The sequence below is a fragment of the Levilactobacillus brevis ATCC 14869 = DSM 20054 genome, assembly GCF_001433855.1.
In the GTDB taxonomy this organism is placed as follows: Bacteria; Bacillota; Bacilli; order Lactobacillales; family Lactobacillaceae; genus Levilactobacillus; species Levilactobacillus brevis.
The window spans coordinates 399,671-421,769 of sequence record NZ_AZCP01000002.1; the positions used below are offsets into that span (position 1 = coordinate 399,671).

At 46.9% G+C, this 22,099-nt stretch carries 18 protein-coding genes; 4 read left to right on the plus strand and 14 right to left on the minus strand.

What is annotated here, in order from left to right:
* Positions 1-39 precede the first annotated feature (39 nt).
* The 3 genes from FC61_RS05300 to mutY all read right to left on the minus strand — a co-directional run bounded on the left by FC61_RS05300 (position 40) and on the right by mutY (position 2,182).
* A complete protein-coding gene (locus FC61_RS05300; RefSeq protein WP_042516717.1) occupies positions 40-648 on the minus strand; it encodes an alpha/beta hydrolase in 609 nt (202 codons plus the stop codon).
* 12 nt (positions 649-660) lie between these two features.
* Positions 661-981, minus strand: a complete 321-nt coding sequence (locus FC61_RS05305) for a hypothetical protein (protein WP_011668623.1) — start codon at positions 979-981, stop codon at positions 661-663.
* 61 nt (positions 982-1,042) lie between these two features.
* The gene (gene mutY / locus FC61_RS05310; RefSeq protein WP_021741015.1) at positions 1,043-2,182 is read right to left on the minus strand and encodes an A/G-specific adenine glycosylase; all 1,140 of its coding nucleotides are present in this window, start codon (positions 2,180-2,182) and stop codon (positions 1,043-1,045) included.
* A gap of 134 nt (positions 2,183-2,316) precedes the next feature.
* On the opposite strand from mutY, the gene FC61_RS05315 reads away from it, so the two are divergent.
* Positions 2,317-3,972, plus strand: coding sequence for a peptide ABC transporter substrate-binding protein (locus FC61_RS05315; protein WP_225366106.1), 1,656 nt, complete (start codon positions 2,317-2,319; stop codon positions 3,970-3,972).
* Positions 3,973-4,022: 50 nt separating this feature from the next.
* On the opposite strand, the gene FC61_RS05320 is transcribed toward FC61_RS05315, so the two are convergent.
* The 3 genes from FC61_RS05320 to FC61_RS05330 form a co-directional block, all read right to left on the minus strand.
* Complete coding sequence (locus FC61_RS05320; protein WP_042516716.1) at positions 4,023-7,373, minus strand: mucin-binding protein; 3,351 nt, start codon at positions 7,371-7,373, stop codon at positions 4,023-4,025.
* Between the two features lie 483 nt (positions 7,374-7,856).
* Positions 7,857-8,168 (minus strand): DUF7671 family protein, encoded by a 312-nt coding sequence (locus tag FC61_RS05325; protein WP_021741615.1) that lies wholly within the window; start codon positions 8,166-8,168, stop codon positions 7,857-7,859.
* The gene (locus tag FC61_RS05330) at positions 8,158-9,198 is read right to left on the minus strand and encodes a lipoate--protein ligase (RefSeq protein ID WP_021741616.1); all 1,041 of its coding nucleotides are present in this window, start codon (positions 9,196-9,198) and stop codon (positions 8,158-8,160) included. Before FC61_RS05330 ends, FC61_RS05325 begins: the two co-directional genes overlap by 11 nt.
* Positions 9,199-9,343: 145 nt before the next feature.
* Here FC61_RS05330 and FC61_RS05335 point away from each other — a divergent pair, with 145 nt between their 5' ends.
* Complete coding sequence (locus FC61_RS05335; RefSeq protein ID WP_021741617.1) at positions 9,344-9,718, plus strand: glycine cleavage system H family protein; 375 nt, start codon at positions 9,344-9,346, stop codon at positions 9,716-9,718.
* 102 nt (positions 9,719-9,820) lie between these two features.
* Here the strand turns inward: FC61_RS05335 and FC61_RS05340 are convergent, their stop codons facing one another.
* Complete coding sequence (locus FC61_RS05340; protein ID WP_035464451.1) at positions 9,821-10,804, minus strand: aldo/keto reductase; 984 nt, start codon at positions 10,802-10,804, stop codon at positions 9,821-9,823.
* A gap of 204 nt (positions 10,805-11,008) precedes the next feature.
* Here FC61_RS05340 and FC61_RS05345 point away from each other — a divergent pair, with 204 nt between their 5' ends.
* Positions 11,009-11,224, plus strand: coding sequence for a P8 family protein (locus tag FC61_RS05345; protein WP_011668632.1), 216 nt, complete (start codon positions 11,009-11,011; stop codon positions 11,222-11,224).
* Between the two features lie 57 nt (positions 11,225-11,281).
* Here FC61_RS05345 and FC61_RS05350 read toward each other — a convergent pair whose 3' ends face one another.
* The 6 genes from FC61_RS05350 to FC61_RS05375 form a co-directional block, all read right to left on the minus strand.
* A complete protein-coding gene (locus FC61_RS05350; RefSeq protein ID WP_011668633.1) occupies positions 11,282-12,268 on the minus strand; it encodes a DMT family transporter in 987 nt (328 codons plus the stop codon).
* A gap of 533 nt (positions 12,269-12,801) precedes the next feature.
* Positions 12,802-13,443, minus strand: coding sequence for a methionine ABC transporter permease (locus FC61_RS05355; protein WP_176552748.1), 642 nt, complete (start codon positions 13,441-13,443; stop codon positions 12,802-12,804).
* Between the two features lie 39 nt (positions 13,444-13,482).
* Complete coding sequence (locus FC61_RS05360) at positions 13,483-14,547, minus strand: methionine ABC transporter ATP-binding protein (RefSeq protein WP_035464453.1); 1,065 nt, start codon at positions 14,545-14,547, stop codon at positions 13,483-13,485.
* A gap of 64 nt (positions 14,548-14,611) precedes the next feature.
* Positions 14,612-15,415: a MetQ/NlpA family ABC transporter substrate-binding protein gene (locus FC61_RS05365; RefSeq protein ID WP_021741624.1), complete on the minus strand. Its 804-nt coding sequence runs from the start codon at positions 15,413-15,415 to the stop codon at positions 14,612-14,614.
* 507 nt (positions 15,416-15,922) lie between these two features.
* Complete coding sequence (locus FC61_RS05370) at positions 15,923-16,471, minus strand: DNA-3-methyladenine glycosylase I (protein ID WP_035464455.1); 549 nt, start codon at positions 16,469-16,471, stop codon at positions 15,923-15,925.
* Between the two features lie 87 nt (positions 16,472-16,558).
* The gene (locus tag FC61_RS05375) at positions 16,559-18,199 is read right to left on the minus strand and encodes a peptide ABC transporter substrate-binding protein (RefSeq protein WP_021741627.1); all 1,641 of its coding nucleotides are present in this window, start codon (positions 18,197-18,199) and stop codon (positions 16,559-16,561) included.
* A gap of 497 nt (positions 18,200-18,696) precedes the next feature.
* On the opposite strand from FC61_RS05375, the gene FC61_RS05380 reads away from it, so the two are divergent.
* The gene (locus tag FC61_RS05380) at positions 18,697-20,952 is read left to right on the plus strand and encodes a glycoside hydrolase family 3 C-terminal domain-containing protein (RefSeq protein ID WP_021741628.1); all 2,256 of its coding nucleotides are present in this window, start codon (positions 18,697-18,699) and stop codon (positions 20,950-20,952) included.
* A gap of 47 nt (positions 20,953-20,999) precedes the next feature.
* On the opposite strand, the gene FC61_RS05385 is transcribed toward FC61_RS05380, so the two are convergent.
* Positions 21,000-21,983, minus strand: coding sequence for a choloylglycine hydrolase family protein (locus FC61_RS05385; RefSeq protein WP_035464457.1), 984 nt, complete (start codon positions 21,981-21,983; stop codon positions 21,000-21,002).
* Positions 21,984-22,099 lie beyond the last annotated feature (116 nt).

The window sequence follows — 22,099 nt, forward strand, 5'->3', positions numbered from 1 at the left end:
AATACAAAGTTTTAAAAAAGTAGATGATTTTAGCGTACCCTATAAAGCGTTTACCATTAGCCAAGTCCGTGCAGCCAAGACTTCTTGCGGGGTTAGCTGATGTGTCCCACCCGTCATTTCTAGGGTCGTGGTTGCCCCAATTTTTTGACAGGCCGCTGCAACTCGTTGGACGGTGGCGACAGTCACCAGTGGATCATGTTTGCCTGCTGATAACCAAACTTGATAATCCGTTCGGTGCTGTGGTTGCGGCGCCGTCAGCCACAAAGGTCGAAATAACACAGCTGTTTTTCCCGGGAGGTGCCCCGATTGGAGACCGTAAGCCGCCATTGCTGCACCATTAGAGTAACCGACTGTAATTAATCGCGTGGCATCCCAATGTCGTGACTGGCACACTTGCTGCACCGTCTGTCCCAACCATAATGATTCCATTTGGACTTGTTGGTCATCCACGGGGCCCGCAGCCGTTTGCGAAAAATATTGTCGCTGTTGGCCTTCACCCTGTCGCCCGGCAATTGTGATTAACGGACTTTGCGGGGCTAATCGCCGGCCAAAAGCCAGCATTTCTTGATTAGTCCCCCCCGTTCCCTGTAGTAACAACACCGGGGGCTCTGTATTCGCACCAGGCATCGTTTCAATCAGCTCAGCCATCCTGCGCGCCTCCTAACGATGGACGATTAATTCAATTTTGCCCTTCTGTGGCGCAAAATTAAGCCCATAACACGGCTCTGATAAGATTTTTTGGTACTCAGCCAGCACATCGGCTGGGAGTGGTGTGTGCGTCTCTAAACGGGCAATCAGCTCATCGGCTGAGGCCAGGTCAGCCAGCGTCACAAATAATAAGGCATTGTTGATCAAGTCATGCAATAGATCCGTCAATAGGCCATTAGGCTTGCCAGCTTCATCCGTCACAACTACCTGTGGGCTCTCTACTTCTTGATGATTAATGGATACGTGCTTTAACACATCAAAAATCGTTTGCACGATAATCCCCCCTCGAATTCTCGTTTACCTTGATGATACTGCAAAACCACGGTCAGGCAAACTAGTTCTGCTTAAAAGCCGCCGGATGCCCCTGATTTTGGTACCGCGTCATCAGTTTCTCCTGAACTTTAGGCAAGGGCAACGTCTTAATGGTCGATGCCGCTACCCATTTTCCAGGATAAAACGTCAAATCCGCTGCTGATGACAATTCAGCGACCAGTAGTTTGACCTGCCACCGTTGATGCGTATAGGTATGACTCACCGGTTGACCGCTCAAGGGTGTCAGTGTGATGGGCAATTGATAGTCGGTCATAAACCGTTGTTCCAGGTGCGCTATATCAGTCTGGAGCGTCGCCGGTTGCTGGTCAGTTGCGTCTTGTAAATCCGCTTGCTGAATCAGCGGAAACGTCCAGTACCCCGTGAGCATTTGTGTTGCATCCCGTTGCACCATCAAATACCCAGCGGGTGACGTCACAATCAAACCATAATAAGGAACCGGTCGTGGCCGTGGTGCCTTAGTCTTTACTGGAAAATCAGCCACGCAATTTTCACGATACGACGCATCGAATGCCCGCACGGGTGAATGCGCTGGGTCAGAATTCTTAGCCGTCATATAACTTGATCCTAAATCCATAATCGCCTGATTAAAGGCGCCCGGACGTTGTGGGTCAACGATCGGCTGAATCACCTGTTCAAAGAGCTTTCGCGTTTGCGGTTTAGCAATATCAGCATCAATCAGTAATAATCGGGAAAAGACCCGAAAGGCATTGCCATCCACTGCCGGCACGACTTCACCAAACGCAATGCTGGCAATAGCGCCTGCTGTATACGGACCGATACCGGTTAAATCTAGCAATTCAGCCGCCGTTTGGGGCCATTCTCCCCGGTAATCATCGACTAACTGCCGCGCCGCCCGTTGAAGGTTACGGGCCCGTGAATAGTACCCCAACCCTTGCCAGGCCTTTAGCAGTTGTTCCTCTGGTGCTTTGGCCAGATCAGCTACCGTCGGAAACATCGCCATAAAGTTTAGATAATACGGAATCACCGTTTGAACCTGTGTCTGCTGAAGCATAATTTCGCTTACCCAGACGTGATACGGGTCTTGATCATGTCGCCACGGCAGATCCCGACCTTCACGATCGTACCAAGCCAGTAGCGTTTGTCGGAACTCGCGAATGGTCGCTGTCGACCACTTTTCCATGTTGTCGTCCTTCTTTTCTCAAAGTATTTTCCTTATTCTAGCGAATTCTATCATTGACCACAAGTAAAGCTTGACGCGGTCGCTGGCGTCCCCTATTATCAGGGAAGAAATAAGCTAAATAACGGAGTGGTAAAGTGAAACGTTGGGGATTCTTTTTTATATTAGCCGTGATCTGCAGTGGCCTAGCCGGCTGCACGATGGCGCAGGAAACCACCTCAAAAAGTGATAGTAAAGGCGTTATGACGAAACGACAAGTGCTGAATTTGTCGACATTCCGGCCATTAGCTACCTTAGATACGGATAAAATGGCTGAATTCGGTCGGTTAAACAATACAATTGAGGGACTCTATTCGACTACTGGTGAGGGCCAAGCTGAATTAGCACTCGCCAAAAAGGTAAAAATAAACGCCCGCAAGACAACCTATACCTTCACGTTATGGAAGGACTCTTATTGGAGTAACGGTGACGTCATTACCGCTAAAGATTTTGTCTTTTCCTGGCGTCGGGCCCTATCACCGCGGACTAAAGCTCCCAACGCGGATCTATTTGTCGGTATTCACAATGCTCGGCAAATTCTCGATGGTCAACTTCCAGCGCGAAAACTTGGCGTCAGTGCGCCGAATAAGTTCACTCTAGTCGTTCATCTCGACCATCCCATGGCCGAACTACCACAGCGACTGACCTATCCGTTATTTGGACCTCAAAACGAACGGGTCGCCCATAAATTCGGAAAAAAATACGCCACCAAGCCACAATATCAAGTCTACGCTGGTCCCTTCATGGTTTCAGCGAAAGGAAATACCGCCAAACACTGGCACATGGTTCCCAATCCCCACTATTGGGATCGAGAACACGTCTACCTCCAACGGATTAATGTGACCGTTTATCGTAACTGGCAAAAGACCTGGGATGATTACCGCAACGGCCGTTTAGATGAAGTTCGCCTTCAAAGTGCAGCGAATATTAAGCTCTACGAAAAGCAAGCTGCCTATACGGCACGGCCATACTCGCGAATGGTCCTCATCAGTTATCGTAAGCAAGGATCGCGGTCTCAAGTGAACCAACTGATTGCCCAGCGAAATGCGCGCTTGGCCATTTCTCACGCGATTAATCGCAAGCGACTAAGCCAAAAATCTTACGGCGCAACCTCATTGACAGCCCAAGGCGTGGTCCCGGCCGGTCTGAGTCGCGGACAACGCGGTACGGCAGACTTTGCGGCGGCACAACCGGAACAAGAAACACTCGCCTATAATCCTGCCCTCGCCAAACGCGAGTGGCAAGCGGCACTTAAACGGGCTCATCTCAAACGGATCACCTTGACCTTAGGCTATCTAGATGCCGAATACAGTGGCAAAATTGCCCGATCTCTACGACAACAATTGATGCGTCAACTTCCGGGCCTGACAATTAAGTTAAAGAAACGTGGCTGGTCATATGATCAAGCTACCCCACCAGCCAAAACGGATTTGTCATTGACCACCAAGTACGCCCAGTACGCTGACCCGTTATCGATGCTTGCCCTCTTTACCAGCACAAATACCGCCAACGCCGGTAGCTGGTCTGATCAGACCTATGACCGTCTGATTGCCCAGGCTAGCAATGCCCCTGCTTTCAACAACCGGCGCTGGAATACCCTGTTGAAGGCTGAGGGTGTGCTCATGAAGAATCAAAGCGTCACCCCACTACTTCAACCCGCCAGCACCTATTTGATTAATCCTAAGCTTAACGGCGTACAATACAATACCGTCGGCACGCAATCGAACTTCAAGGGCGCTTACTTTGTGAAGTGACACCAAAAGAATGCCACTCATCAGCTGGTGAGTGGCATTCTTTTTAATGCTTAATCTTCTTTTCGCCGGTTACGGCCTAACCCCAGCCCGGCTAACAATGTCGCTAGGCCTAATCCAATTAGTCCCGCCGTTTCTGTATGAGATTGTGCCTCACCAGTTTGTGGCAAACGCTTAGTCTCGGTAAGGTTAACTCGGTTTGCATCTGCTTGTGTCTTGACCGGCTTGACTGACTTGGCCGCCGACAGCTTAACTGTCTGTTTGCCAGCAGTTCGAACAGCAGCCCCCGCTTTAACTACCCTTTGCTTATTAACTGATTTAGCCGTATCGCCCGTTTTTACTTTTTTAGTTCCGTCAAACGGTCCATAGGGTTCTGGTTCGGCTATTGGGTCACCTGGATTTTGGGGATTAATCACATCATACCCAATACCAGACGCCTCAGCTGAATACGTCACGGTCTGAACATCATCGGCACTAGCTGGTGTGACTATTACAGCCTGCGTCGCCGCTGTATCTGGCTGATAGCCAGAAATGTTTGGCGCCGAGACAACATCAAAAGCATTACCGTTCTTGCTGGATGACCACTCACTATAAGTAACTTCACCGGTAACCCGATCCGCCACTTTAGTCCGGGTAAAGGTAATCGTGTTGACCGTATCCGCGTGTAGTGGTTTGCCCGTACTATCCTGATAATGCACTGTCTGCGTAACCGTCTTAGTCTCTGGTGTTACGTCAGTCGCATGAGCTAACCGAACAGTATAGTTAGTACCATCTTTGCTGAAAATAGTACCTGAAGTTGGATAGTCATCGCTCACTAGTACGTAGCCTTTCTTCACATAATTAGCAATCGTATCAGCCGTTTGGTAACTGGACTGCGTATCAAGCATGCCTGTCAGATTTTCAGTATAAAGGACGCTACCAGTCGTGGTATCAATATACGTCACCGTCGCCGTTGCATTCTTGGCTAAATAAAGATATGTCACGGTCCCACCCTGATCAGTTAACGTGCCATTATAGGCTAGTCCAGTATTGGGCGCTAACGTATAGCCCGTCTTGGGTTTGGCTGCCGTCGTGTAGGTCAAATAGTCCGTGGCCGTTGCGTCCGTAGCATGTGTCGCCGTACCAGTTTCCGTAGCATCTACTTGAGTCTCACCGTTAGCATCGACATGTTCGTAAACGTACTTAACCGCAATATCCCCAATGGTCAAGGTGCCGGGAATGACTGAGATTGTATAGTTTTTATTCACCGAATCGTTGGCGTCAGGAGTGGCCGTGATTGTCTTAGTTCCAACCGCACTCATGCCGTCAGTCACACGATACTTCAAAGTCTCGCCATTAACAGTCCCGGTAACCACCGCCATCAAATTCTTTTGCGTTCCGTCAGCCCAATAGACCTGGTTGGAAATCGTAATTGTTGCTTTGGCAGGATCAACTGTCAACGTCCCATTGACATACGAGATTTGATAATTACTGGTATCAGCCGCCGTGATCCCGGTCATGGCATACGTACCAACCTTTGTATAAGCCGTCGCACCACTGCCATCTGCCGCAACGGCAGTAAACGCTAAATCATCGTAGTTCGTCCCACTCGTAACAGTGGCAGTCGTTCCCTGTGCTCGGCCGTCATAAATCACATTATTATTGTTGACCGTGACTGTCAGATCTGCCGGCGTAATCACCAACGTCCCATCCGTCGTGGCAACGTTGTAATTCTTAGTTAAAATTGCTGCTTGCGTAGTATCCGTTAAGGCGTAAGTCAGGTCGTCATAGGTACCGACGTCTTTGCCGTTCGTCGTGGTAAAGTCAAAGTGATCATACGCGGTTCCGTTCGTTACAGCCACAGATGTTCCCTGAGCCTGACCATTATAGGTCACTGTATCACTGGCTATCGTTAATCCGAGATCAGCGGCTTGCACCGTACCGGTCGTGGTGAAAGTTGCTGTATCATCTAGAATATAATTTGACCCCAATGCAGCTTGAACTGCCTTCCGACCAGCGTTATTAAGGGTAATTGTATATTTGCCAGTGTCCGCCCCGGTCAAGTTAGTTTCGGTACCTTGATACGTATAAGTAAAGTCTGCCGGCGTTAAAATACTTTGACCGGCCTTGCCAACAACGTCTTCGGCGGCATAGTCAATTTCGCCGTTGCTAATTTGAAGGACATTTTTCTTTTCTGAATTTTTAACGGTGACTAACGGTATCATTGTTAATGATCCCGTATACGCTTGTGATGGCCGAAGCATAGTTAACCCGTTCACACCAGTGGTGGCTGTGATCTTTATGGGGACAATGTTAACTGTAAAGCTATAATCGGCGGCCCCAGTTGAAAAGGTGGGGACAAAGTTATTCAAATTACTGGTCGTGGTATCGTAAGCATTATAGCCTTGCATAACCTGGCTCATCGCAGCTTTTCCCGCATCATTAATCGTCACTGTATAGCTACCAACTTGAGTAAGCGTTGAAAGGTCCACATCTCCGGAATACTTCGTGACCTGCCCCTGTTCATCAGTATACACAACATCAACGTAATCATTGACCTCAGTAGAATCCAAAAAAAGCGCATATAGTAAATTGACCCTGTTTCCGTTCACATCTTCTAAGTAATTGCCCGCTGCATCTTGAATATAGTAAGCGACGTCATTAGCCGGCGTCTCAGCTGGAGAACTAATATGAGATTCTAGATCCGCCAGCGACGCATCGCCATAGTTCATCGCCACAGTCCCCGTAGTTACTAACGATACGGTGGGCTTTGCCTCAGCTTCACTAGCCAAAGCTGCGGTCTTCATGGTTCGGCTAGTGATACGATTCGTCATTGGCATAGCGTTCGTATTCGCCGCTGTGGTAACCGAAGAAGCAGCGTCACTATCGGCATTATCAGTAGTTCCAGCAACTTGCTGACTTTCCTGACTAGCAGCTGCCTGACTGGTAGTATCACTTACCGCCGACCCACGGGTGTTCTCTGCACTTTGACTATCCGCATTTGAGGCCGTTGGTTGTGTTGCTGCCGAGTCAGAGGCAGCGGCTTCCGTAGCAGCCCCTGACACTGCACGACTGGTTGAAGCTGCCGAAGTTGCTGTCGATTGACTATCTCCAGTAGTTATAGCGGATGTCGCCACAGCGGCATCATCTTTACTAGCTGCAGTGGCTGTTGCGGCCGCACTGCTGGCGTTCAACACGACTGTATTTTTAGTTTCTGTCGGTGAACTAGAACTGACAGTAGCACTATTTTCGACCTCATCAGCACTTGTATTAGTTGCTGCTTGTACCTGATCAGTTTGGCTAAAGGCCAAACCCATCCCAACTGAAAATACAGTGATACCAGCAGCTATCCAGTTTCGCCCCGATTTATAAAGTTTATAGTGCGTCTTACCTTCTAGTCCCATCTTATTTAAACGATTCCGCATGATTCTACCTCCAAAATTCAAACCTGTAATAGATATAAGTTAGATAGATTAGTTAGGCCAAAAATTTTTGTACATATGACTAACACTAAATCGATTGCTTTTTAGCCCGTGTTCAACATGATGAGAATAATAAAAATATAACTAGTCAACTTATTTTCTCAAAAATAAAAATCGAATGAAAATGTTCCCAATAAACATCCATCAATTATTGAACTATTCAATAAGTATTATATCACTTATATTTCGCTTTAACATGTTATTCAGCATGTTATTTAACATATCGTTATTTCACTACTCATTACCCGCCCAGAACCCCTTGCCTAAAGCAAAAGGATCGTGTGCCCAGTCGTAACTGAGTACACGATCCTTTTATAATGGCTGCTTTTGATTAGACCTGTTTTTAAAGCTTACCTAAATATCCTGCTACTAATTTCACTTTTTGTAACCACAGCCAACCCATCTTTACGGGCTTCACGAGCCCGATTAATTCAGATGCGTTTGGGCCATCTGAATTAATTCGTCACTGACCCGTTCGCTGGTCAAGCGCTGCATTGGCGTAAAGTTATGACGTTCCTTATAAGCGACGGGGGATGCCGCCACAACGGCGACTTTCAAATGATTTTCCGTTAAAAAAATTTGACCAACCCCCGTGAACTTACCCTTGCTGTGACGTCCCGTTCGCCAAGAATGGAGCTTAAAGTCCCCGTCCGGTTCACGTTTGATCTCATAAACACCTGAGGCATTCGCCTGGACTGGTACACCAATATATTGATTCACCTCGTACTTAGCCTTCATGTATATCCTCCGTTAACACTTGTATCAATGGTTCAACAGCTGGTCCTAAAATAGCCGTGATCGCTGGCGTCATCAGAACTGCTCGCACTGCTGCTGAAGTTGTCGCTGTCCCTACTAATTGTTCGGAAATTTCATGTAGGTCCGTTGGCGTCCCCACCGTTCCAAATAACGCAACTGCTTTTAAGTGCCCAGCTTGTCGCGTAAAGTTTACGTGCAGCTGTCCAGTTGGTAATGATAGGGCACGGTAATCACGAAAACCAGGATTAGCACCGTAATTCCACGCATCCGTGCGGTACTTTTCATCTAATCGCTGATCAATAATCGCCCAATCCTGCGCACTTAAGTGATAGGTCTCAATCTGATCGAGTCGATCAACCTCAAAGACGTGGCATAACAGGGCCTCACGGAAACTTTGAATATCCAAATCTTGATAGGCCGGCGCTAAATACTGACGCAGGTTTGTAATGGGGACCCGATTAGAGGCCACACCACGATGCGGCCGATCACTGGCTGGAATTAACGCCTGTTGCGCAGCCGCCACATTCAAGTCATACATGATCGTGCCACCAGCGGCGTAACCATCACCACTCTTAAACATCGTCATCCCTGAGAACTTCTTACCGTCAACCGTCAACGCACTCTTATTACTAATTCCCAGGTCTGCTACACCCATAGCCGTTAACGCGCGAAGAATCGGCTGGGCAAACACTGTGTAATCCCCAAATTTTGACCCATCTTGGGGATCGCCATTAACAATATGTTCAAAGATCAAGTTCCGTTCGTCATGATACACGGCCCCACCACCGGACGTTCGCCGGACTAACTGCACGTGATGCGCTGCTAAATAGTGAAAATCCACCTCAGCCGCCACCGTTTGGTTGATGCCGACAATGACAGCTGGCTGATTGACATACATCATCAGGCCATGCCCTGGTAGCTTTAAATCATTGACTAGATAGTTATCAATTGACTGATTAACCACAGCATCCGTAACCACCTGTCCTTGCCGACTTGTATCGATTAAAAACATGGCTGTTGCTCCCTTCTAATCACACTAATTTGCATTAAGTTTAGCATAAGGTCTAGCCCGCAACAACTTAAGCAAGTTGTTGTCAGTCACCAATAAGAAAGCGTATACTAAAGGGTATTAAGTTGATGTTTGGGAGGAATTCACCATGACGCAAGCAACCATTTGGCAACGTCTCAGCAACTGGCTTCACGGTCGCCACACACCGGCCCCCACGCTAACGGTTAAAGATGGGGTCTGGCTAGAACAACGAGATCAAGGCCATTATCGACTGGGCTTGGCTAGTGACGCTTTAGAACAAATTGGTGACATTAGCTTTGCTGACTTACCTATTATGGTCAACGATGTCTTGGCGGCTGGTGATGACATCTTGGAAGTCGAAAGTGACAAGGCCGTCGAGAACTTTAAAACACCTTACGCAGGAACCGTTGTGAAAGTTAATGATGATCTGATTAACGATCCCGCTAAACTCAATCAAAATGCCCAACCGGATAACTGGGTATTAGATTTACAGGTTGCCTAGGCGTAAGTTCCAGTAACCGACCAAAATTCATCATTTACACCAAATAGACCTTTCAATCGCCGTTAAGCGCTTGAAAGGTCTATTTTCATGTAGGATTTTCACCTACCACTTATATTGAACGGGATTCTTTAGGTACTTTTCATAGACATCACGGACAATTGCCATCTGGTCAGGTGTAAATGCTGGCAAGTCGGCTGCGGCAACATTCCGTGCGATTTGTTCGGGCTTTGACGCGCCCGGAATAACTGTGCTGACTGCATCGGCCATTAAAATGTAACGTAAAGCCAATGGCGCTAACGGTGTTGCCAAACCCAACCGCTCGTGGAGTTCGTTAGCTGCTTGAACACCAGTCGCGTAATCAACACCAGAGAATGTTTCACCCTGGTCAAAGGCTTCACCATGGCGGTTAAAGCTACGGTGATCGTCCTTACCAAAAGTGGTATCCAACGTATACTTACCACTCAACAACCCACTCGCCAGTGGTACCCGCGCAATGATCCCGACATTTTTGGCTTGGGCCATCTTGAAGAAATTCTCGGCCGGTCGTAGGCGGAACATGTTATAGATAATTTCCACTGCTGAGATGTCATAATCCAGGGCCTTCATCGCTTCTTCGACCCGTTCAACACTGACACCATAATTCTTAATCTTGCCAGCCTGCTTCAACTGATCCAGCGTGAAAAACACTTCGGGATCGTAATAAACAGCGGTTGGTGGACAGTGTAAGAGCACATTATCCAAGGCATCCACCTCTAAGTTCTGTAAGCTGGCTTCAACAAACTTGGTAATATTGGCTGCTGTATAACCACTAGCAACGTGTGGATCTAGCTTCCGCCCCACCTTCGTGGACACGAAGACCTTGTCCTTCTTATCTTTAATAAACTTGGCTAACGCCTGCTCACTGGCACCGCCTTGATAAATATCAGCGGTATCATAAAAATTAACGCCAGCATCGTAAGCCGCCGCCAACGTATTCTGCGCGTCGGTGGCATCAAAGGGGTCGCCCCACTTGGACCCCAATTGCCAAGTACCCAAAGAAACTTCACTAACTTTAAAATTGGTTTTACCTAATTGACGATATTTCACGTTTATCCCTGACTTTCTCGGCCAAAGGTGGCCGGTCATTGCTCCTTTATTCTGCCGGTTTTACCCCTAAACGTCAACGGACAATGCTGATGAACAAAATATTTACCATTTTTGCTGAAAAGGACTACTATGAGAAATGAAGCCGGTGGTCTCCATGCCAATCACAGACCCACTGACCCCAATATTTTTTTGGAGGTAATGGTTATGGCTGTTGTAGAAAAGACTGCTTTATTGGATGAAAAAATGAACGAAGTATTTGATTGGTCTGATTCAAAGGAACCCGTTCGGGATGCCCTTTGGAATCACTTCATGGAATCCAATGGTCACAACACCGATGAAACTGAAGCTTCGATGAAGGAAATCGACGCTAAGAGCGATGCTGATGTTCGTTCTTATGTTGAAGACAACCTTAAGAAGTAACCGGCTGTTTTAACCTAAAAAAATCTCCTTGCCAATGGGCAGGGAGATTTTTTATTTCTAAGAAACTTCATCAAATGGTGTTTCAATTTTCCGACGCCCACGTTGTAGCAGATAAATGGCTACCACGACAAGTACTGACCCAATGACTTCTGCGACCGTAATCTTCAAACTCAAGAAAATAATTGACAGAATAAAGGTCATGACTGGTTGGGTCGCATCCACAATACTAATCACATCTGATGGCGCAAAATGCGTGCTATAGAGCACCAGTGAGAATGGGAGAATGGTTCCGACCAAAATAACCGTACTCATTGACGCAACCAAGCCGCCAGTAATTGGGGGGGTATTCAGGAAAAATGGATGGTAAAGGTTGAACACAATGCCTGAAAGAAACATGCCCCAGCCCAAAACCACAATCGGCGCATGCCCTTCATCCTTAACCAACGGTCGTGGCAACACCACGTAACAGGCCGCCGTAATCCCGGAACCAATCCCCCACAGGAGCGAATTCAAGGGAATCGCTAGTTGGGAGATATGTCCCCGCGTAATCGCCAGAAAGACCCCGACCATCGCGACGACGAATGCAATCAAATCACTGCGTAAGGGCCGGTCATGTTTGAAGACCAGACTCCCCACCACAATAAATAGTGGACTCAGGTATTGGAGAATGGTTGCCGCGGCAGCATTCCCAGTTTGCACAGCGATATAGAAGGTCAGTAAGTTGGCCCCCAAACCAAAAATGGCATACGTTAATAACCACATAATTTCACGACCACTACGAAAAACGGCGAACGTTTTTTTGCCGTACATCACTAAACTAACCACTAGTAGCACAATTCCAGTACCCATGGTTCGCGTTGACAAGAACCAACTGGCTGGAATATCTTGACTCTGTGAAATAAACTGTAAGACTGTCCCAGAAATCCCCCACATGGCTGAGGCCATTGTGGCCCAAAAGATTCCCTTCATGACATTTTCAGTCGTTGCTTTTGAATTTTCCAAACCCTGATAATCCTTTCTCTCCCACACCACTGCGGTATGCATCATAATCCTCATATTCTACCGAAGGAAAATGAAAATTTAATGGTAAAATCGACAGAAATGCTGAAATGACAAAAAATATTTAGCCAAATTAGTAGCTGTTAGCGACCCGTTCAAGTCTAATTTAAAATTGACTTACCAACTTCCAAACACGCGTCTCATGTGAGTTACTGTGGGCACGAGTAGTAACCAACACACCAATGCTGACACTCACAAATAATTAAGTTAATGCTTCCAAAACAACAAAATAGTAATGCTTAACCAATGTTACCGTGCCACACCAGTAGCCTGTCGGGAAGCGGCAAATGGGTTCAGTACCGTCATTATCCTTAGGACGCGTCATTGGCGCGCTTAGGATAAGACCGAGCTTTAAGACAAGGGATTTTCTTGGCTTAAAGTCATGTCCGGTACGTTCCAGCCCAGTTGACGCGACCAGAGGGCGGACCATCACAACTAAAAGTAACTGGTTTAGGCGCACAAAACCCTAAAAGAAACGGTGTTCCCTAAATTCAAGGAACACCGTTCTTCATTTAACATTAGTTATGGTCCACTTTACGGGCCCACAAATCACCAATCAATTGAATGGCAAAGACAATGACTAGGATAATCAACATCGCTAGGAACGTTACGTCGCTTTCAAATCGACTGTACCCAACGTTAATCGCCAAGTTACCTAGGCCACCCCCACCGATGGCACCAGCCATGGCGGTTAAATCGATCAGACTAATCAGCGTTAGGACCGACGAGCGGATAATATCTGGTAAGCCTTCACGCAGGTAGACCCGAAAGATAATGGCAATCGGACCAGATCCCACCGATTCAGCGGCCTCAATCACGCCGCGATCCACCTCAGCCAACGCATTTTGAATCTGCCGCGCATAAAACGGCGCTGAACCAATGACTAATGGCACAATAGCTGCTGTCGTTCCAATTGCGGTTCCCACAATGATCCGCGTTAATGGGGCAATCACGGCCAGTAAGATCACAAATGGAATTGACCGACAGAGATTAACCAGCTTATCCAAGATGTTGTAAACGACACGGTTCTCTAGAATACCGCCCGGCTGCGTCACAATCAGTCCGATACCAATGGCCATCCCAATAATACCGGCGACAACCGCCGTAAAGAACGTCATATAAAGGGTTTCACCAGTTGCCTGAACAAAATCACTCTTCATCGTGACCGCATTCGGGAAATATTTTGCAAATAAATTCACTTAGGCCACCTCCGGATCTGCTGGCTGTAGATGCGTCACGGTAATTCCCGCTGATTGACAATACTGCCAAGCAGCTGCCAATTTATCGGGCGCACCAGTCATAACAACAATCAGATTGCCGAGCGGTGTGTCTTGCAAAATCTCAACGTTACCGTACAGAATATTTGAAACCACTTCAAACCGCTTATACAATTCCGTAATCAGTGGTGCATCCGTACTGGCCCCCACATATTGAAGCTGAACCAATTGTTGGTGATCATCCAAGCCTAACGTTTGCGCTTGCTTGTAAATCTTCGCCAACGCCTGATTAATCTGGGTTGCCGTATTAATAAAGTCCTGCGTTAATTTCTCATGTGGCTGACTAAAGATCGTAACTAGGTCACCCCGTTCGATAATCTCGCCGGCATCCATCACCGCCACTTTATTACAAATTTCTTTGACGGCTTCCATTTCATGCGTAATCAGAACAACTGTCAAGCCCAACTCTTGATTCAAGCGTTTCAGTAATTCGAGAATCGACGAGGTAGTCTTCGGGTCCAACGCACTGGTGGCTTCGTCACTAATCAAGATTTCTGGATCATTCGCCAATGCCCGGGCAATCGCTACCCGTTGCTTTTGACCACCGGACAGTTGTGCCGGGTAGTCTGTAGCTTTTTCCGTCAAGCCCACCAGTTCTAGTAAATGTGCGACTTTCTTTTGCCGCTCTTCTCGGGTTAAGGTGCTACCTTTGAGGGGGTAGCCCACGTTGTCGGCAATCGTTCGTGACGCCATCAAATTAAAGTGTTGAAAAATCATTCCAATCTTGGTGCGAGCCACCCGTAATTCTCTAGATGGCAAGCCCAAAATGTCTTGGCCGTTAACTTCAACGGTACCAGCAGTTGGCTGCTGAAGCCGGTTAATCACGCGTACCAGGGTACTTTTCCCAGCCCCCGAATAACCGACGACCCCATAGATGTCACCACGGTTGACCGTTAGTGAGACGTTTTTCACGGCCGTAACCGTCTGCCCTTTATTATGGAAGGTCACGTCGATATCTTTTAACTGAATAATCGCTTCATTAGTCACAGACTTCATTCTCCTTACTCGCCTATGCTGGCAAATTCATTTTCTCTACTTATGTTCTGACACTCTACCAAGCCGGAATGGACAAGCCATGGTAGTACTTCTTCAATAACTTCTTCGTTTCGGCCGTTTGGTAAGCCTTAACGATCTTCTTGTAAGTCTTGTTGTTCTTATCAGCCTTGTTGGTGGCAATGATGTTGATATAAGGAATTGAAGCCTTGTTCAACTTCTCTTTGTAGATACATTCGCTATCTGGTAACTTCGCTTCAGAGGCAAATTCATTGTTCACAATTGCAGCCGTGGCATCCGTCAAAGAACGTGGTGTTTGCGCAGCATCCACTGGCGTAATCTTCAACTTCAATTTGTTTTCGGTAATGTTCTTAGGTGTTGGTAAGGACACCTTGTTGTCGACCTTGATCAGGCCAGCAGATTGTAAGAGATGTAATGCCCGACCTTCATTCGTTGAGTCATTAGGGATCGTAATCTGATCACCCTTCTTAATGGCTGAAACATTCTTAACTTTCTTGGAATATAACCGTAGCGGTGCGCGGACCGTCTTCCCAATAGAAACGATATTCGTCTTGTGAGCCTTGTTCCAGGTATTCATGAAGTACGTGTGTTGGAACGAGTTCAGATCAATTTCATGGTTGGTCAACGCTGCGTTCGGTTGATTGTAGTCAGTGAAGGTCACTAACTTAATGTTGATACCTTCCTTTTTCAACTTCGTTTGGATTGGTTTCCAAATCTTTTCGTCGGACCCCATGATCCCGACCTTAACCGTCTTGCTGCTGGACTTACCACAGCCTGACACAATCAACAATGGGATCAATAACAATAATAGCCAACTAAAATGCTTAAATGATTTCTTCATCCTCAAAACCCCTTTGATTTAATATCCCTAATAGAAACGCCACGATTGAAAACAGTGACCAAAAGAAAAAGTCCGCTCCTAAATTAATAGAAACGAACTTTGTCGTGGTACCATTCTAATTCAAGTCAGGCAAAAATGTCTGGCCCCTCATTAACACTCGCCAGCTCGCGCCTTGAAGTGCGTGCACGGTAATGAGTGCCAAACATTATCACCTCATCAATCAGACTCAGTGACACCAATTCATTTCAGGCCATCTTCACCCCGCCGTGGGTTATTCGCTTGCAGCAAATCACGAACTCTCTACGAACCATTGACGGTGGTTACTCTCCTGATCACATTGTTTTCAATCGCTTAATTTATCAGTAAGTCTAATGCAACTTTAATCCGGTGTCAAGACAAACCGCTAATAAATTTATTCATACAAACGGGTGACTGGACTGGTATCGGCTTATTAATGTGAGCGTTAAACGGCTTAATCATCAAATTAATTTCTCACCTAAATTTCACTTACGCATCAATAACTTGCTCACGTAAGATGCCCGCTGCCAATAAAAACATATGGGTCACAACTGGGCCCACAAAGCTGAACCCCCGGCGCTTTAGATCCTTCGCTACTGCCGTTCCAATGGCCGATTGGTTGGTCAGCTCATCGCGAGTCACTGCTGGTAACATCAATGGCGTCCCATTAACAAACTGCCATAAATAATCTGCAAAACTCCCAAACTCGCGTTGAACTTTGGCAATGCCCCGAGCATTGCGAATCACCGCACGAATCTTGCGACCGTTCCGAATCATATCCGGATCATTGGCAATCCGCTCACCGTCCACCTCTTCATCAAACCCGGCCACCACTTGCGGGACCATTTCTGCAAAGAGACGTCGATAAACCGGCAACTTACTCGCGGCCGCTTGCCAGCTCAACCCCACTTGGAAAACACCAACTGTCAGTAATTCAAACAACACATGGTCATCATGCGTCGGTGTCCCAAAATAGGCATCGTAATCTGCCGTCCCATTACTCGTCCAGTCACGGCCATCTTGTGGTCCAATTGCCATGTTGTCATCCCCTCTTGCTTTCAATATACCAAGGGGACTTTCCCAGTTCAACCGAAAATAACCGTTGTGATGACTTATCCCACTGATTTATTTAATATAAGCGTACTTATAACTCCACTGCGTCCCAGCTGTATTATGAATAATTCCTTTAACACCTGGTCGTTGCAAGTAAGCATAGTCGGCTTGGTAGAACGGTGTAAAACTTTGGGTCTTGTTGATTAATTGTGAGGCCTTCACCATATCTTGCCAACGCGCTTCTGCATTCCCAGCATCTGCGTTTTGCGCCCGGTCAATTAATTTGTCGTAAGTTTGATTAGACCATTTACCATAGTTCAATGAATTGGAACTAACTGGAATCTGCATGAAGGAAATCGGATCGTTAAAGTCCGCGCCCCAGTGTGAAAGGTAAATATCAAAATCACCATTTTGTGACCGCGATTGTGCTACGGACGCTGGAACGTTTTGAATATCTAACGTAAATCCAGCAAGATTCTTTTCTAGCGTACTCTTCAGATACTGCGTCACCGTGCTAGATGATGTATCATCATTGCCGGCTAAGATATTCAATTTGACCTGCTTAATCCCCAATTGTTTGAGTCCCGCGGCCCACTTTTTCTTAGCCAACGTTGGGTTGTAGGTCGTGGTATTCTTCACGGCTTGCTCCTTGGCAAAGTCCACCCCAGTTTTTGGATTCTTCGCTAAACCGCTGGCAACAAATCCCGTTGGGGTCACAGACCCATCACCTAGAACCTTCTCCGTTAATTGTGACCGATTCAATGACAATGAAATAGCTTGGCGAATATTTTGGTTCGCTAAGATCTTACGCTTCTGAGTATCATTGTCCTTAAAGTTATACTTCAAATGAATCACAATGGAGTAAGGATACTGCTTAAAGGCTTTATTATTTTTGTAATTTTTGACCTGTTCATTAGACAAATGTGCAAAGTCCAGCTTGTTATTCTGGTACAGGCTCAATCCAGTTTGTGGGTTCGTCACAACTTGATACTTGATCTGATGTAGCTTCACCACGTTCTTATCCCAATACTGATTATTCTTCACAAACGACCATGTATTGCTTGTCCCGTTCCATCCAGTAATCTTAAAGGGCCCACTGTAAACCATGTATTGTGATTTTGTCGCGTACTTCTTACCATACTGGTCGACAACCTTCTTATTCTGCGGGGCAAATAGCGGATAGGCCATTAGAATTTTAAAGTAAGCCATGGGTTTATCCAATTGAACCACCACGGTCTGCTGATTTTTGGCTCGAATCCCCACTTTATCAGGACTCATTTTCCCGGCAATAATCTTGTCTGCATTCTTAATTCCGGAGAAAAGATACGTGTAGGTTGACTTGGTTGCGGGCGTTAAAGTTCGTTGCCAGGAGTAGACAAAGTCCTGGGCGGTAATCTTATCACCGTTACTCCACTTCGCATTGTCGCGAATGTGAAATGTCCAAGTCTTTTTATCTTTGGACACTTTAGCTGAGTCAGCTAATCCCGGCGCAACTTTCCCATCATTTCCCAAACGATAAAAGCTTTCAAACACGTTTCCTGTCTGACCATAGCCGGTTGCCTTAGCCAAGTCGATCGTATCTAACGCCGCCGTTGCTGGCAGCCGCAAGACCTGCTGCGGTTTGCTAGCCGACGTTGATTGTCCACAAGCAGCCAAGCCCATCCCTAATGCAATAACTGCCGCAACTAGTCCAATTCCAGTCCATTTTTTCATGTGTTCTTGACTCCTTTTCTTTCTCAAATTTGTGGTGTGCAATCCGCAAAATTCAATTTAAAACACGAAAAAGCGGGTTATCCCTTCACTCGCATCGTGAAAGGATAACCCGCTACACTGACAACCTGCGTTGTCGTTATGTACTGCTACGGTTTAGCCGGAAAATCACGATTTTGAGCAACACAAAATGGCACGTTACATTCGCAACATGCAGCAGAGATCATCTTCATTTGGGTTGTCATGTTCATCATCGTGATTTTCCTCCTTACTTTTTGTTATTAATTGGATTGCACAAACCTAAAGTTACCTTAAGCCATTAAATTTGTCAAAGAAAAACTTTCAGCAGGGACACCCGGGCACCCCGAAACTCCCCATCTACCGCGCCTATCTCTCGACAAAATAATTAGCTCCGTAAAATTCACAACGCCACGCTAACATCTACTAAATGAAAACGGTATACTAGAGGTAAGTTGAACAAAAAGAAAGGATTTGAACGTATGGACATCGAACGAACGCTTGCTGAACTCACATTACCTGAGAAGGCTGCTCTGGTTTCCGGTAAAAATAACTGGTACACCGCAGCAGTTGATCGCCTAGATTTACCAGCGCTAATGATGACGGATGGTCCTTCTGGATTACGGAAACAAACTAATTCTGGAACCACCAATATCAATGACGCCATTCAGGCCATTACCTATCCGGCTGCTGCGTTAAGCGCCAGCACGTGGAATGAATCCCTTATGCACCAGCTTGGGGAACACTTGGGAATTGAAGCGCGCGCCGAACAGGTCAGTCTCTTACTCGGACCCGGTGTTAACATGAAGCGCTCACCCTTGGGTGGTCGTAACTTTGAGTACTTGGCTGAAGATCCGCTCGTTGCTGGGAAGCTTGGCAGCGCCTACGTTCAGGGGGTCCAATCCCAACACGTTGGGGTGGCCGTTAAGCACTTTGCGGCGAACAACCGGGAAAACCAACGTTTCACCGCCTCTAGTGATATGTCAGAGCGAACACTACGTGAACTCTACTTGCGTACCTTTGAAATCATCGTCAAATCAGCCTATCCGGCAACCATTATGACGTCTTACAATAAAATCAATGGTGTTCTCAACTCACAGAATGAACGCTTGTTACGGCGAATCTTACGGGATGAATGGGGCTTCCATGGCGCTGTTATGTCCGACTGGGGCGCTGTCGCCAATACGGTTCAAGCCTTGAAAGCTGGTCTAGATCTCGAAATGCCTGGGAAGGGCCAGGCTTCAGTTAATGATATCATTCGCGCAGTTCACACCGGCGAATTAGACGAAGGGACTTTAAATAAAGCGGTACGTCACCTCTTACACGTCGTTGATGATTGGTTACCGGCCGACCATGCGCAACCCTACGATCACGCTGCTCACCACCAATTTGCGCGAAAATTAGCGGATGACGGTATCATCTTACTAAAGAACCATGAAGATGAACTTCCTTTAGACCCACAAACAACTGGCAAGGTTGTGGTGATTGGTGAGCTGGCTGAAAATCCGCGTTTCCAAGGATCTGGCAGTTCCCATGTTAATCCAACTAAATTAGTTTCCCCATTAGACGCACTAGCTGATAGTGGGTTAAAAGCCGACTACTACCCTGGTTATCGTCTCGATCAAAGCGAAACCAACGGCGACCTCGCTGAAGCGGCCTTAACCGCTGCTAAGACCGCCGATCATGTCATTATTTTTGCAGGTTATCCAGAGACGGCCGAATCAGAAGGCTTTGACAAGGCCTCCCTCATGTTACCCGAAAATCAGTCAGACTTAATTGGCAGTTTGGCCAAAGCCAATGTCCATACCACTGTGGTGTTACAAAATGGCTCTGCGGTTGAAATGCCATGGATTCACAGCGTAGCAGCCGTTGTTGAAACTTATCTGGCCGGAGAAGCTGTTGGGGAAGCGACTTGGGATATTATTACTGGCGCCGTTAATCCTTCCGGTCATTTGACCGAAACTTTTCCTCGTCGGCTCACTGATACCCCAATGGCTCCCACATTTGGTCAAGACCCCCATCACGAATACTATACCGAGGGCATCTTCATGGGGTATCGCTACTACGATACACACGAAATGCACGTGCTATTTCCCTTCGGTCACGGTCTCAGCTACACCACGTTCGAATATACGAATCTCAAGTTAACTCAAAACGAACGCGGCGCCACCGTGACGTTTGACGTCACCAATACAGGTGCGCGCTCAGGACAAGCCGTACCGCAACTCTACATCGCTAATCACGCTTCCCACGTTCCCATGCCAACCAAAGAGCTACGTGCCTTCACCAAAGTTGCCATTGCTCCTGGCGAGACTGAAACGGTCACCCTAGCGCTTGATCGACGTGACTTCAGTTGGTGGTGCGAACCCAAAGCTCGTTGGCAAGCTGATTCCGGCGACTACGAAGTCATGATTGGCGAGTCTTCTCGCGACATTCGTCTGCAAGTTAAACTCACGATGGATTTCAAAAATTCACCGGCACCAATCACGACCGAAACCTATATGGCAGCCATTGTTAAAAATCCACAATTACGCGATCTCTTCAAGCAGGTTGTTTTAGCACCAGAATATGCTGGTCCAGAAAACTTCTTAGCCACCACAGATGACCAAGGAAGCCTACAAATCTTCCAGGATCGCATGTTCATGAACATGCCATTGCGAGCTGTCGTCGCTTTGGGTGGTCCCCAAGCGTTGATTACAGACTTTATCACACGGGCAAACACCTTATTACGTCAATAATCTCAAAAAAGCGTTACACGGAAATTTCCGTGTAACGCTTTTTTAGGTTAATTTAAATGCTTCACATGTGGTGTATGATCCAAGGGGTACTCTACGGGCATATCCCAATCGTTTAACATCTCATCGGTCAAGCGAATCCCTTGTAGTTCTTGATTATCGTAAGGCTCCATGTAATAGGCCCGATCGTCTAAACAAGCATAGCCCCGATATTGCGTATAATCACTGGTGCCATCTGCCATTAACTTAACCCCTTTAGGGATAGTAACGCCATCTAATAAATGTTGCAGAGTCGTCAGCGTGCTTGGTGTATCGGCTGCCGCTTCACTGTAGTGCTTATTAAATACCGTACGGACAAAACGTGATGGTGAGGTATAGTCACCGGGCAAGCCTAAAGCTCCGGTTCCTGGTCCTTGGGTTGGTAGCTGATAGCCCAAGCGATCTTGCAATGGCCGTTCGGCCGCTTGTAATGTGCCATAAGTACTCAAATTTTGCAGATGCCAACTTAATTCGGGCGAATTGGCCATTACCCCTACCGGATCATCAATCAGATGCAGATCCGCACTTGTTGCCTCCAACACCGCTGTATCACCCGTTGGATCACTAAAGATAAAGTGCATCGGTGTTGTCAGCCCCAAAAGTGACACCGGAACGTCTAAAATTTGAATGTGCTTGACCAATTCCCGTAAATCGGCCACACTCTGAGCGTTGCCTAAGGCCCAAGCAACAACGTCATGGGGAGCAATTGCCAGTTTGTCGGCTGGTGCCGACTGTTGATATTTGGCATAGCCGCGGAAATACAAGGCCGCAGCACCTAAGCCAAACTCATTAACACCATCTACAAAGATATAGTGACTTAAATTACGACCGGCACCAATGAATCCATACTTCGTCGTAAACGTACCAGCATCCCCATCAATCTCCTGTTGCCGGGGCATAAAGATCGGTTGGCCACCCAGTTCAAAGGCAAAATCCATTGTCCGTGCCAAGAAGTGATCGCCACGACTGTTTTCATAAGTCAAACTCGTGCACATTAAAAATCATCCCGCTTCTCATTTAATTACTCCCCATTCTAACGCTTCTACTGTGATTCTGCACGAAAAATCGTTGAAACTATGTGCGATTTTTTAAAACATTTATCAACAACATG

What these genes read in the sequence shown, in the direction of transcription:
- FC61_RS05300 (WP_042516717.1), bottom strand. Translation starts at nt 648, where the DNA reads ATGGCTGAGCTGATTGAAACGATGCCTGGTGCGAATACAGAGCCCCCG.
- mutY (WP_021741015.1), bottom strand. Translation starts at nt 2,182, where the DNA reads ATGGAAAAGTGGTCGACAGCGACCATTCGCGAGTTCCGACAAACGCTA.
- FC61_RS05320 (WP_042516716.1), bottom strand. Translation starts at nt 7,373, where the DNA reads ATGCGGAATCGTTTAAATAAGATGGGACTAGAAGGTAAGACGCACTAT.
- FC61_RS05325 (WP_021741615.1), bottom strand. Translation starts at nt 8,168, where the DNA reads ATGAAGGCTAAGTACGAGGTGAATCAATATATTGGTGTACCAGTCCAG.
- FC61_RS05330 (WP_021741616.1), bottom strand. Translation starts at nt 9,198, where the DNA reads ATGTTTTTAATCGATACAAGTCGGCAAGGACAGGTGGTTACGGATGCT.
- FC61_RS05335 (WP_021741617.1), top strand. Translation starts at nt 9,344, where the DNA reads ATGACGCAAGCAACCATTTGGCAACGTCTCAGCAACTGGCTTCACGGT.
- FC61_RS05345 (WP_011668632.1), top strand. Translation starts at nt 11,009, where the DNA reads ATGGCTGTTGTAGAAAAGACTGCTTTATTGGATGAAAAAATGAACGAA.
- FC61_RS05350 (WP_011668633.1), bottom strand. Translation starts at nt 12,268, where the DNA reads ATGCATACCGCAGTGGTGTGGGAGAGAAAGGATTATCAGGGTTTGGAA.
- FC61_RS05355 (WP_176552748.1), bottom strand. Translation starts at nt 13,443, where the DNA reads ATGAAGAGTGATTTTGTTCAGGCAACTGGTGAAACCCTTTATATGACG.
- FC61_RS05365 (WP_021741624.1), bottom strand. Translation starts at nt 15,415, where the DNA reads ATGAAGAAATCATTTAAGCATTTTAGTTGGCTATTATTGTTATTGATC.
- FC61_RS05370 (WP_035464455.1), bottom strand. Translation starts at nt 16,471, where the DNA reads ATGGCAATTGGACCACAAGATGGCCGTGACTGGACGAGTAATGGGACG.
- FC61_RS05375 (WP_021741627.1), bottom strand. Translation starts at nt 18,199, where the DNA reads ATGAAAAAATGGACTGGAATTGGACTAGTTGCGGCAGTTATTGCATTA.
- FC61_RS05380 (WP_021741628.1), top strand. Translation starts at nt 18,697, where the DNA reads ATGGACATCGAACGAACGCTTGCTGAACTCACATTACCTGAGAAGGCT.
- FC61_RS05385 (WP_035464457.1), bottom strand. Translation starts at nt 21,983, where the DNA reads ATGTGCACGAGTTTGACTTATGAAAACAGTCGTGGCGATCACTTCTTG.